This is a genomic window from Candidatus Hodarchaeum mangrovi (assembly GCF_975850365.1).
In genome coordinates this window covers 1-12,533 of record NZ_CDLCQJ010000101.1, presented here as the reverse complement: position 1 = coordinate 12,533, position 12,533 = coordinate 1, and the positions used below count along the sequence as shown (strand labels likewise).

General features: G+C 32.2%; 11 protein-coding genes. 3 read left to right on the top strand and 8 right to left on the bottom strand.

Annotated elements, in window-relative coordinates; translation table 11 throughout:
- Positions 1-18: 18 nt before the first annotated feature.
- From ACWVCY_RS10225 to ACWVCY_RS10215, 3 genes are all read right to left on the bottom strand, one after another.
- Positions 19-978: an ADP-ribosylation factor-like protein gene (locus ACWVCY_RS10225; protein ID WP_455142682.1), complete on the bottom strand. Its 960-nt coding sequence runs from the start codon at positions 976-978 to the stop codon at positions 19-21.
- Positions 979-1,078: 100 nt separating this feature from the next.
- A complete protein-coding gene (locus tag ACWVCY_RS10220; protein WP_455142680.1) occupies positions 1,079-2,251 on the bottom strand; it encodes a tetratricopeptide repeat protein in 1,173 nt (390 codons plus the stop codon).
- Between the two features lie 47 nt (positions 2,252-2,298).
- Entirely contained in the window at positions 2,299-3,168 is an 870-nt protein-coding gene (locus ACWVCY_RS10215; RefSeq protein ID WP_455142678.1) for a hypothetical protein, read from the bottom strand.
- 76 nt (positions 3,169-3,244) lie between these two features.
- Here ACWVCY_RS10215 and ACWVCY_RS10210 point away from each other — a divergent pair, with 76 nt between their 5' ends.
- On the top strand, positions 3,245-4,525 hold the full coding sequence (locus tag ACWVCY_RS10210; RefSeq protein ID WP_455142676.1) for an MFS transporter: 1,281 nt from the start codon (positions 3,245-3,247) through the stop codon (positions 4,523-4,525).
- Between the two features lie 233 nt (positions 4,526-4,758).
- Here ACWVCY_RS10210 and ACWVCY_RS10205 read toward each other — a convergent pair whose 3' ends face one another.
- From ACWVCY_RS10205 to ACWVCY_RS10185, 5 genes are all read right to left on the bottom strand, one after another.
- Entirely contained in the window at positions 4,759-5,871 is a 1,113-nt protein-coding gene (locus ACWVCY_RS10205) for a DUF917 domain-containing protein (RefSeq protein ID WP_455142674.1), read from the bottom strand.
- A gap of 570 nt (positions 5,872-6,441) precedes the next feature.
- The gene (locus ACWVCY_RS10200; protein ID WP_455142672.1) at positions 6,442-7,032 is read right to left on the bottom strand and encodes an MBL fold metallo-hydrolase; all 591 of its coding nucleotides are present in this window, start codon (positions 7,030-7,032) and stop codon (positions 6,442-6,444) included.
- A 274-nt stretch (positions 7,033-7,306) separates the two neighbouring features.
- Positions 7,307-7,498: a nuclear transport factor 2 family protein gene (locus ACWVCY_RS10195; protein WP_455142670.1), complete on the bottom strand. Its 192-nt coding sequence runs from the start codon at positions 7,496-7,498 to the stop codon at positions 7,307-7,309.
- Between the two features lie 26 nt (positions 7,499-7,524).
- A complete protein-coding gene (locus tag ACWVCY_RS10190) occupies positions 7,525-8,826 on the bottom strand; it encodes a class I SAM-dependent methyltransferase (RefSeq protein ID WP_455142668.1) in 1,302 nt (433 codons plus the stop codon).
- Positions 8,827-8,854: 28 nt separating this feature from the next.
- Entirely contained in the window at positions 8,855-9,868 is a 1,014-nt protein-coding gene (locus tag ACWVCY_RS10185; protein ID WP_455142770.1) for a radical SAM protein, read from the bottom strand.
- 183 nt (positions 9,869-10,051) lie between these two features.
- Here ACWVCY_RS10185 and ACWVCY_RS10180 point away from each other — a divergent pair, with 183 nt between their 5' ends.
- Together ACWVCY_RS10180 and ACWVCY_RS10175 are read left to right on the top strand one after the other, a co-directional pair.
- Positions 10,052-10,474, top strand: coding sequence for a hypothetical protein (locus ACWVCY_RS10180; protein WP_455142666.1), 423 nt, complete (start codon positions 10,052-10,054; stop codon positions 10,472-10,474).
- A 641-nt stretch (positions 10,475-11,115) separates the two neighbouring features.
- Positions 11,116-12,533, top strand: a 1,418-nt coding sequence (locus tag ACWVCY_RS10175; protein ID WP_455142664.1) for a beta-N-acetylhexosaminidase, incomplete at its 3' end; no start/stop codon positions are given.

Below are 12,533 nucleotides of genomic sequence, written 5' to 3'. Positions count from 1 at the left end.
GATAAACTTTAAGAGCTCTTATTCAAAGATTATGTTTTCTGCAAATTCCTTCATTAAATAATTTACGATGAAATCTTGAGGAAGGTGAATTTTCCCATCAACTTTAAATTGCTTTATTTCAGTATTAAATTGACCCTGTAAATAGTTTAAAAAAGATTCTGCAATAATACGGGTTATTTTGGGATCAGAGCCTTTTTCAGACACTATGGCACATAGTAATCCATAACGTTTAACCATAAGGATAGAATTATTTGCTGAGTTAATAGATTGAAGGCTATCTCGGGTTCCAATTACCCCAGAGGCGATATTATCGACTGCAACGAGAAAGCCAGGAACTAAATCATCATCTAGCTCATCATCAAATCTCTTGAATCTATGAGACGCAATTAAAAGTCCTGTTGGCAGATAAATATACATTCCTTTAAGCTTAATCCGCTTTGTACTAATTTCAGTAGTAATTTTTTGAAAGAACCATTCAATTGCATCATCTAAGTTAATCCCAGTTTTAATAGAGGTCTCAAATATTTGATAAGGACGATTTGGATTTTGACTAAGATTACCTAATTGAAAAACTTCCATTATTTCCGAGATATCCGCATGGGGAATTAAATCGACTTTATTTACTAATATGAGCAAAGGAGCGGTCTTATTCCAATCGATACAATTCCAAAACCATTTAGCAGATTCTTTTAGACGATTTTTATCACTAGAATCGATAATAAAGATGATCCCATTAGAAAGTTGGACATAAGTTTTCCAAAACATTTCTCGAAAATGAGTGTGGCCTCCCAAGTCGAATAGATTGAAATATCCTGCTCCTTCTTCATCTTCCCATGTTTCTATATCAATGCCTCGTGTAGGAATAACGGTTGATCGGAATTTTCCAGTTTTTAGGCGGATGGTAAAAGAAGTTTTTCCGGCATTCTCAAGGCCTACTATAGCGATTGGGATCCTTCGCTTAGACGATTGTAAACTCACCTTCTTCATCTAATTTGGGATAATATTGAGTTTTCATAAATCTTTTTTCTTTCACATGAAAGTCATTATAGGAATAATACAAAAAATAAGAGCTATATAATTAGTTATATTCATCTAAATCGGAATTGTCGTTATGAGCGAGTTGAAAAATACCTAGTTTAAGCCCTAGCTGAACCCCTTTTTCTAAATAAAATTTATATTTTGGTAAATCATCGATTTGTTGGTAAAGTTCTGCAAGAGCCATAAGGGCAAAACAAAGTTCTTGGTCATCACCTGTTCCTTCTGCTACTTCTACAAACATATGGTAATCTGATATAGCGTCTTGAATCTTTCCTTGAGCTAATTTGTATTGGACTCTGTTTACTAATGGTCCAATTAACAACCAACGGGCTCCCGATTCATTAGCGTAATTGATTGCTATTTTAAAATAATCGTTTGCTAGAGTATATTCCTTTTTGGAAACAAATGCTATTCCAATCCGATTATACAGAATTGATAATTGGGTTTGTGCTTTGGTCGTTTGTGCTATGTCGATAGCTTGATCATAATAATCCAAGGCGGTGGAAATACGTCCCCTATTATGATAGCATTGACCAAGCACAGTTAGTGCCATTGTTTGAAAAAAACGGTGTGGGAAGAATTCCAATTCATCCAGAGTATGAATAAGCATTCTTTGAGCCTTTTGGATCTGGCCACTCGCACGTAATGAATAAGCATGACGAATATCCGCCCAAGGTAAAATATAGGCTTTAATTTCATCAGGTACTTTATTCTTATTTAAATATTTTAATAGTTTGTTTTTTATAACGCTAATATGAGCATAATCCCTTTTAATAGAATAAATATAAAGAATGAGACCCATGCCTTCAGCAAAAAGCATAAAATCATTGGAATGACTTTTTAAATTTGTTTTATTTATAATTTCTAACGCTTCGTTAGTATGGCCTTGGAAGGCTAGGCCTAATGCATAAAATAATATTACACCTAAATGAGGGGCATTATTAATAGTCAAGAAATAGAGTTCATTTAACTTCAATAAGTCCCCTGCCATAAACAATAGTTTGGCTTGAATGTAATATAATTCTGGAAGTTCGGAGTCAAAGTGTGTGTGTGAAGTAATGAATTCTTCTAAACTGTTGGCAAGTTCCTGAAAGTTCAGAGTTTCCCAAGCCTGTTGAAGGGACCAACCTAAAAGGTCTTTATGAAGAGCAAGTGAAAGACGAGGTAGATGTACATCGAGCTCTGGTACTCTTAATTCTGAGAAGGCTTCCATAAGTGACCCTTCGTATTGCTACAAATAAACTTATTCTTTCGATTTACTTAGAATTTTCCAAGAACAGAAGATGTTAGAACTTGAACACGAAAATCTTTATCCAGCTGATTGATAATCGTATTTAAAAGTCCTGAGAAGAAACAATCTTGCAAAACATTACCTTTAGGACACAAAAAACACTTAGTACATTCAAGAGAGAATGTTGTGTTCTCTCGGGAAATATGATGGTCCCCCAATAACATAGCGATGATGTGGTCAAGATGTTCTAGAATTGCTTCATCTCCTTGAAGTAAAATATGTTGAAAAATGTCATGATTCCGATTTAAAAGGCGGATCCCCACCTTATTTCCAAGAATATTAAGATTTTCAGTTTGAGAATATTCATCCTCTGTCATTAATTCATCTTCAATGAGAAACATCAATAATTCAAGTTTCTTGGAAAGATTAGTAATAATCAAATCCGCATGAGGCAAAAATCCCTCAAATAAACGAACATCAATGACATCTTGGTTCAAAATGATTCCTGGAAATAGTTCAAAGAATTTCGAAAGTAATTCATCAAACTCAGCTTCACACCAGACAGTTGGAAAAGAAGATTCTAGAAACAGAACGAATAATAATTGAAATCGTTTTTTAAAAAATAATGTGACCTTTTCCATCTTAATAAAGTCTAAAGCGTCGTGTTCAACTTCACTCGTGTAATTATAAAGTGCAGAGATCAAGCCAGATCGAAGAAGTAGTTGTTCAGTAGATGTTTTGCTTTTTGAAGAAACATACTTTCTATGAAAAAGTACTATTCCCGATTCATGAATGGCTAAAAATTCCCGAATAATCACATAGAGTCCTCTGACTAATAATTCGTGTAGAATTTCTGCTTTACAACTAAAACACTTACTATTAAAAAACAGTTTTGCCACAAGCTATTTCATATCCCCAAAACCATTATATGCTATGGCATATAAACGCAATAAGAAAAAAACACATTGACTCGGTATGGAAATAGATTCAGCGATAGAACGAAATATCATCTTTTGGATCTCAATAGGTCATTTTATGAATCATGTAGGGAATTATCTAACTCCTAACCTTCTTATTTACCTTCAAAGTGACATACTTCTGACTTATACTGAACAGGGACTACTTGGAACAATTCCCTTGTTTATGATGATCTTTTTATCCACGGTTGTTGGTTATCTCGGTGACCGTAAGCCTACATGGCGTAAGTCAATGATCTGGCTCGGACTGATCGGTATTGCTATTTTTGCATTTATAATGAGCATAGCTCAAAGTTTCATAGAACTAGCCATTGGGACAATCCTTCTGGGGATCGCTCTTTCAACATATCATCCATTAGCTTTCTCTCTTATAAATAGCATGCCTAATAAAGATAAAAATATGGGTATTAACGCAGTAGCGGGAAATTTTGGATCTGCATTGACACCATTAGTTGCGATGCTCATTGCAGTTAATTTCGGGGGATGGAGAGTAGCATTTTTAGCATTTGGACTTATTCAATTTTTTTCAGGCTTGACATTAGCCAAATTTTACCCTTCCAATAAAATGACAGATGATTTTATCAATAACCATAAATCTAAAGAATTAACCGCAGATAAACAGTTTATTAAAACCCAATTGATATTTTTAGTTATAGTCTTAGTTATCATTTCCGCTGCTCGTGCCCCAGTCTTTCGAACCCTATCTTATTTTACAAATGTTATCTTTGCTGATGCATTCGCTTTTGAGAAAGTACATGCTTCAATTCTAACTGCAATTGCTCTCGGGCTTGGATCCTTTGCTTCGTTTTTAGCTGGGTATATCAATAATTTACGTATTCAAAGGAGAAATTGCCTAAAGAAAGAACGAGTCGCTATACGAATTAATATGATGTTACTCTCAACTGGGCTTGCAAGTTCCTTATTACTATTACTGGCTTTGTTTCGAACAGATCCAGTTTCTGTTCTAGTTATTTACTTTAACCTGACCTTTTTTTTCTTTTTAGGGGCATCCATACTTCCTACCATTATTTCAGAAGTAACAAGTGGGATAGATATGGGGCAAGCTTTTGGGGCATTATTTACTGGGGCAACACTTACTGGAGCGCTTTCCCCTACTATTTTTGGTTGGTTTGTGGATAATTTTAGTTTTAAAGAAGGATTTATTTTTTTAGCAATCGTTGCATTTCTATGTTTTAGCTTAATTTTGCTTTTTAAGATTGTATTCAACTTTTATTATGATTTTTCTCCAAAGACACATAGAAAATTCTTGAGAGAATAGATCTTTTTTATCATGGATAAAACATTTACAATTAGTTTGACCTCGTTTTTAGTTTTCGAACTCATGATTTTTGTCAGATATTATCCTAAAAACATTTATTTTGTAAATCTTTTAAATATTCGTTATTTTTTTTTGAATTATATTCAAATTTTTATTGTTGTAACAATTGGATTCATCATAGTTCAAAGAATTCTTAACTAGATTAAAAATATTGATATTTAATCTAATGAATATCATTTAGAGACTAATTTGCTTGCTGGTTTATAAAATTTCCAATCTTTTTGAAAATTCTGTGGGCCAAAAATCTCCAATCCTCTTTTTGTTTGCCATATCTTTGGTGCATCTATAGCTAACACCACTACTTCTCGATTTATTTTAAAATCATCTTCCCAAGGAGTCAATCCGAAACCTGTTTTTTTATCAACAATCAGTATACTATCAGGACATGAAATAAACTGTTCCTTATCAAACCATGTGAGTAGGTATTCATTTTGATAGAAAACTTTGAAACTATGATTATTTTCATTCTCTAATTCAATGATTCCAGATGTGAATCCTCCCTCTTCATTTCTTTTAAAATTTATAATTTTTCCTTTAAAAACTAGAAATGACTCGGGTATAGTTTTTAAAATAGCTTGAATGGGATCTTTTTTGTCTTGTGGACTTTCACGTACAATTTTACCAAGCTGAATCGCTTTAGATAATGTAAAGGATATTATCGCTTCTTCAGCTTGCTGTACCGTCATTGAACATCGTGCAACTCCAATAGAGCCGTTAGAAAATCGTGAAATGAGTCTCGCAATGAATTCACCACGTGAGTCATCAATAGTCTCCTCCACAATAATCTTATCACCAAATTCACTGCAAATACTGAAAGGAAAAATTGGAATATCCTTTACAGTTGTTGTACTAATAGAAATTTTCGGTTTACTCCTTCCACAACAATCACCATCAACAACTATTCTGTTCATTAAAGCAGCAACATAAAGGGGAATTATGGAATTATTGGGGCCCAATTCAGTAGCTACAAATCCAGTAAAATGTGTTCCTATATAATCTTCTAGTATATTTACTGCAGTTGTCATTGGATTTCTTATTATGCTTTGTAAATCCTTTACAACATTTTTTTCCTCCTTACAGACTCCTCCTCCAACTAATCCGATAATGCACAATAAATCGTTTTTTTTCAAGGAGGATAACGATGCAAGCTTAAAACTCCTCTGCATGTTATATATCTCGTCAATTAGATTTAGGGCCTGTTTTTCGTTACCCCCTCCACCATTTGCCAATATTTTTGCGCCAATTACTAGATCATACGCCTCTCGTTTCGTTAACTCTCTTATCATTTGTCTTCACTACAGTTAAAAGATCAAAAACAAATATCATTCTTTAAGCATAATCATTATGTAGTATATCTTTTAATTAATTAATCTTTTAATTAATTTAATTCTAAATTAATTAAATTTAGAATAAATTATTTCCTCAGAATAATAAAAAATAGCTCCATAACTAATACAAATCAGAGAAATCGCAATTAGGTCTATAATAATTGCGAATATGAAGGTTAAATTAATTATTCCTCCTAGAATATATGCTAATTGCCAAGAAAAATATAATAAAAAGAATTGAGGTAAAAAAAGCAGAATAATTAATATAATTAGGATATTTTGGATGTACAAAAACCTCCCCCCATAGATGCTGACCTCCTGAAACATAGAAATTCGCGTATTTACCTGCATCAAAAAGCCCTTAAAATCTTTTAACGATAATACTATTCATAAAGTCTTTTATGTGCGTGGAAAATAAAGACTTATTGTCCTCAATTTCTTTTTATTCTTAAATCATGAATTCATTAAACGAATGACTAAATTGTAACAGATAGGTAATAGGATTTCGATTTTTCAGGTAAAGGAGCATTATAACGAGTTAAAAAGGATTTTATGAGCCTCGAAATGTATAGGGTGTCCATGACCGACAATCACATGATCAAATGAATAATCAAGTAATTTCTTCATTGATTTCTTATGTTCTTCTGTATCAAGGTTATAGTGGTCAGGCATTGGAAGAAATTGATTATCTTGAGAACGAAAGCTATCTCCTGCAACAAGTAATCCGTTTTCCTGGTCTAAGAGTGCAATATTACCCTTTGTATGTCCTGGAGTATGGATTACAAGGAGGCCCTGATAAATTTGGCTATCAACAAGTCGATCTTTAATTTTAATCTGCGTTTTTTTAGTTATAGATTCAGCTTCTAGAATGTGAGAGGCAGTTCGTGCTCCACTTTCCTCTTTTATCATTGCCAAACCCCCAATATGATCTTGATGGACATGAGTGATTATAATATGTTGAATGTCAGAAACTTTATAGCCACATTTCATTATTTCTCTTCTTAATTGTAATTTAGTATTCTCACTTCCTGAATCAACCAAAATTAAACGTGAGGAAGTAAGTAGAGCTGAGTGAGCACTTGTGTCGAGAACATATGCTTCCTGCCCTATTTTTTCCATCTTAAAATCCCTTTTTTCTCTTGCATTTTTTCTAAGTTTTTTCATATTATCTTTTTTAGTAATGATTTTATTAGTTTAATAGAAATCGAAACTATTTGATATTAAATTTTTTACGAATCTCTTCATTATCTTCATATATACGCCATTCAGCTATACAATCGTTTTGAACCTTTGCAACCCAGATTGCATAATCTTTTTTTCCTCCCTTTTCCCATATAGCATATCCAGGAATTATTACAGTCTCACTTTGAGATTCAATTCTTGAAAAATAGTTCTAATATCCAGGGAAATTTTTGAAAAAATATTTCCAACCTTGAACCATTGCCTGTTTAGGACTGGTTACTTCATTCTTACGATCAATAAATTTGTGATCATCTGTCATTAGATTTGCTAAAGCCTGAATGTTACGATTATTAATAGCTTCATTAAACAACAAAACAGTAAGTTTAGGATCGCGGGTGTTCAATCTTTCATTCTTTCCATAGTTTAGCTTTAATCAGTTATCATATATGGATCTCTATATTTTAAAACATTCTTCTCTATTAATACTTCTTTCATTTCATTCAGAAGGAGTATTTTCCTCCCTTTATCCTGTATTAAATGATATGCAGTTTTATAAAATTTTTCAACTTGAGGATCATCCTTTATAGCCAATAATCGTGCTATATTCCAATATACCAGAAAACTATCTTTACTATATCGTAAGCTCTCTCTTAATTTAATTAAAGCTAATGTATAATCCTTTTTGGTGAAATAACGGAGTCCTAAGTTAAAATTTACCACTGCAGATTGTAAAATAAAGTATTTGTCAAAAAATAGTAGATTAGAGTTTTCTAATTTCGATATATAAGAGAAATTTTTCTCAATATTATTGTTATTTCTTAAATTTATAATTAATTTATTTTTAATCTTTTGAATGAACCTTTGAAACTCCTCATTGAATTTTCCTGGCTGTTTTCCTTTTTTTTTCCATAAATTAATGATTTTCTTTTGAAAAGATATTTTTTCTAAGTATATTAATAGATTTTCGCATTTTTTTATATTTTCTGGAGATATCATGTCCCTATTTGTTAATACATCTAATAATTCTAGTCCCAAGGTTGGATTAGCAATTGATAAATCCAAAATTGCCTCTATTAATTGGTTTTCAGCTTTTATCTTGTCCAGAGATCTTAACAATTCATAAATTTTATTTAAATGATTTAATTCTAACAGAGTTTTTTCTTTTGAGGGGTTAAACAACATAAATCTAAAAATTCTAGTTTTATAGTATCGATGAATTATTTTTTGATCTAAAATCTCTTCTTCTGGCTTAATACAACATATCCTTAATCCTTTCCCATATAGATGTGTTTTTGGTTTTTCTTTAATGATATCTTCGAATCCTAACTCTTGAAGTATATTCCTTATTACATCAAAAGTTAATCCAGCTTTGTGATGCATCCCAAGTGAATCTATTCCAAACATCCATTGAATACACTTTACTTGGTTTTTCAATATTTTATTTTGTTTAAGATCTTTTATCCCTTTTTCTATATCTGGAACTTCAATAATTACTTTTCCTCCCCCTTTTAATACTCTGTACCATTCATTAAACAAATATTGTATATCTACCCAGTCAAAATGTTCTATTAAATGGTACGATTTTATTGAAGCCACACTATCATCCTTTATTGGTAGAAAAATAGCATGAGCAACCATATCAGCAATTGATTTCTCATTTATGTCAATGTTTAGGGACTTTGGAAAATAGTTTTCTCCACATCCAATATGTAAATTAACTTCATTAACCATTTTTCCACTACTCATATGATAACTTACATTATTTATTTATGATCTCTTTTTCAATTCTATGAAAACAAAATGGATCGTTATGGCATTTATTTGTTGTACTAAATGATACTGAGTTACAACCCCCTTTACAACTTTCTCCAAATCTACAGTTCGAGCAATATTCTCCTAACTTATTCATTGTAAACTTCCTATTATAGGAAAATGCGTTTTTGTTTTGCCATATTTCTTCTAAACTCTTTTCGCGCAGATTTCCTTCAATGAAACGATCATTTCCCATTGCTAAACAACCTACCACATCACCTTGACAAGTAATACCCATTGTCGTTCTTCCTGCTGTGCATCCATCCCAAATGAAATTCTCCATTATTTTTGAATGGTACCCAATACAATGAGTTCCTATTACTGGCATATTCAGAAAATGATGTTTTGCTCTCCACGATGCGATTAATAAACCAACTGCATAAAATTCTTCATAGGAAAGCATATCAATCTTGTCAAAGTTTCCAAATGGAGATGCTAGTTGAATTTGCCAATTAACTCCCTTATTATAGATCAATTTCTGTATTTTAGGAAGCTCTTTAAAATTTATTTTGCTGACCGTTGTAATAATGGTTGTTTGGATATTATTTTTTCTTAGTAGATTTATAGATTTTACAGCCTGATCAAAAGATCCATTTTTGCCTCGTATTTTATCATGGGTTTTTCGGAGTCCATCCAAACTAATACCTACTACTGTTGGTCGTAATCTTATTAATTCATTCAGGTAATGGTTCAGTATAAATCCATTGGAAACTATAGTCAGTTTCATGCCTAGGTCTACTATACATTGAGCGATTTTTTCCCAATCATCTTTTAAAAAAGGTTCTCCTCCCATCAGAGCAATAGTAGAACAGTTTAAATTGGCTAATTGTTCGCATATCTCAATACTTTCAAGTGTTGTTAGCTCACCTTTCCGTTTTTTTCCTGCTGAGGATCCACAATGAGAGCATTTCAGATTACATTCAAGAGTTATTTCCCATACTGCACATTGAAGTGATTGCAGTTTTAATTCTCCTTTAACCCTAGATGATCATTTTTGACTTAATACTTGAATATTCTAGTTTTACACTTCTTTGTATTTTTTTAAATTATCCTTCTCTTAGATACAAGATTTTAAAAATAATTATCCTATTATATAATAATACTCTTCAACAAAACTTATAGAAAAACAGCTCTGGATGATATTGTGGCTAAATCTGATTCTGAATTGATAAAAATAGCAAATAATGTTGGCTTGACACTCAATGATGTCAATGAAATTCAGAACGCGAAAAAAAGGAAAAAAATATCAAGAAATTCATTTTTATTAGTTGAATCAATCATAGGTGTTTCTTCATTCTTGAGTGGATATGCTATAGTTCCAGATAGAATAATTGAAGTGAACCCTGATTATCCATTTGGATCAGCTATCCTCTTTTGCAATTCCATTATTTTTTCAAAATTAGATAAACCCAAATTATTACTTAGATTGCTTGTTATTACATTTCTTATATTCATTTTTGGATTTTTTATTGGTTACACTGTTGGTCATTTTTTTAATATTATCTATGTCCCTTATCAGGGTCCTCCAGTAGCGTATGGAGTTTATTCTAATGAATTAGGAAAGTGAAATCATAGGATTGTGTAAAATTTAGAGGATAAAAAACTTGAATTTTTAACCAAGTCAGTTGGTTTAAATCAGACAGATATTTCTAACATAAAAACTTCTAAGAGAAGAGAAAGACTCTCTAAACTAAATCCAATCTACTGGGTAAGCCAAGCTTTAATCTTCTTAATTTCCTTATTCTACAGTGTTAGTATTGCCATTCAAAAACGAAACGCTACTTATCCGTTTGAAAGCGAGACTATAGCTATATTTCTTGCACCTATTCCTCTTTCTGTTCACATCATTAACGCGATTTATTCAATTACTGGGGAGAAACGGTCAGGCTTGAGTAAAAGACTAAGAATCTTAGTTTTTTTCGTTAATTTCTCAATATTTATTTTTCTTTTTTACATTTATTATGCATCTCTTCCCAAAATTTACCAATCTGGTATAAAGTATGGTGTATTTGATGCAAGAGATACTCAAAAAATTTCTATTGATTTTTTGAATAGAAAAAAAAGATGAATGAAAAGAGTAAGAATTAAATTCTAGAATTTATTCCGCTAAGAACTCGTAATAGTAGCTATTCCAATTATATCTTTTTTTAAATAAAGTTAGAGGAAATCCAAAGCATAGGATATAATCCATTATATGATATGATAAGATTGAAAATTCCCCCAGTAATTCCTCATCCAGTGAAGATCACCCTTAATAAGGGTAATTTTTTCCTTTCAAAGGAAACCTTTATTGATATTTCCCCCAGATTACAAGCTTCAGGTAATATTCTCCAAAAAGTTTTGGTTGATGATATTGGGCTAGAATGTAGGATTTCTAAAGAGACTTATTCTTCTAATTGTATAAATTTAAGGCTAAATGATAAGCTTAGTAATTTAGGAAAAGAGGGGTACTCTTTAATAATTGACACAGAAAAAATTCTGATTCAGGGAGCCCATGAAAGGGGATTATACTATGCTATCCAAACTTTAAGGCAACTTATCCCTCTTTCTCCAATAGAAACTGCTGTATGGCCAATTCAAGGGATTGAGATTGTCGATTACCCTCGTTTTCGATGGCGAGGCTTTATGTTAGATGAGGGGAGACATTTCCAAGGGAAAACTACTGTCAAGCGAATGCTTGATCTTATGGCTCTCCACAAGCTAAATAAATTTCATTGGCATCTATCAGAGGATCAAGGCTGGCGCATTCAAATTAATAAATTCCCAAAGCTGACCGAAATTGGATCTTTTCGTAAATCGTCTCAAATTGGAGGTTACCGCAGTTTTATACGTGGTAAAAAGAAGGGGCCTCCTCATCAAGGTTTTTATACCCAAGAAGACATACACGAAATTGTTGATTATGCCTCACAACTTTTTATAGATGTTATTCCTGAGATTGACCTACCTGGTCATTCAACAGCAATCCTAGCCTCTTATCCTGAATATAGCTGTACTGGTGGGCCATTTGAAGTCGCTACGACTTGGGGAATTAAGAAAGATGTCTTATGTGTGGGTAAAGAATCTACTTTTCAATTTCTCGAGCAAATTTTTAATGAATTATTAAAACTGTTCCCTAGTAGGTATTTTCATTTTGGAGGCGATGAAGTACCTAAAGATCGGTGGAAAGAGTGCCCAGATTGTCAAAAACGATTAATCGATGAGCATTTAGCGAATGAAGAAGCATTACAAAAATATTTTACCAATCGAATTGGAAGTTTTTTGTTGGAAAAAGGTAAAATTCCTATTGGTTGGAATGAAATTATAACTGAAAGATTTGAAGACCTTAACCAAGAAATTATTGGTCAACATTGGCTACGAAAAGATGATTTGACATTAGCTCATCTCCAGAAAGGAAGAAAATTCATAGTCTCAAAATTCTTTCATACTTACCTTGATTATCCATATTACATGACCCCATTACGGAAAGTATATCACTTTGACCCTATCCCCTCTAATCTTTCCAAAGAATTTCATAATAATGTCCTAGGTATTGAAGCACCATTATGGACTGAATGGGTTCCTAACTTAGATCGTTTCGATTGGCAAGTTTTTCCTAGATTGACTGCAATTGCAGAAACTGCATGGAC

Excerpts from the sequence above, each read along its gene's own strand:
- ACWVCY_RS10220 (WP_455142680.1), bottom strand. The coding sequence starts at position 2,251 with ATGGAAGCCTTCTCAGAATTAAGAGTACCAGAGCTCGATGTACATCTA.
- ACWVCY_RS10210 (WP_455142676.1), top strand. The coding sequence starts at position 3,245 with ATGGAAATAGATTCAGCGATAGAACGAAATATCATCTTTTGGATCTCA.
- ACWVCY_RS10205 (WP_455142674.1), bottom strand. The coding sequence starts at position 5,871 with ATGATAAGAGAGTTAACGAAACGAGAGGCGTATGATCTAGTAATTGGC.
- ACWVCY_RS10200 (WP_455142672.1), bottom strand. The coding sequence starts at position 7,032 with ATGGAAAAAATAGGGCAGGAAGCATATGTTCTCGACACAAGTGCTCAC.
- ACWVCY_RS10190 (WP_455142668.1), bottom strand. The coding sequence starts at position 8,826 with ATGGTTAATGAAGTTAATTTACATATTGGATGTGGAGAAAACTATTTT.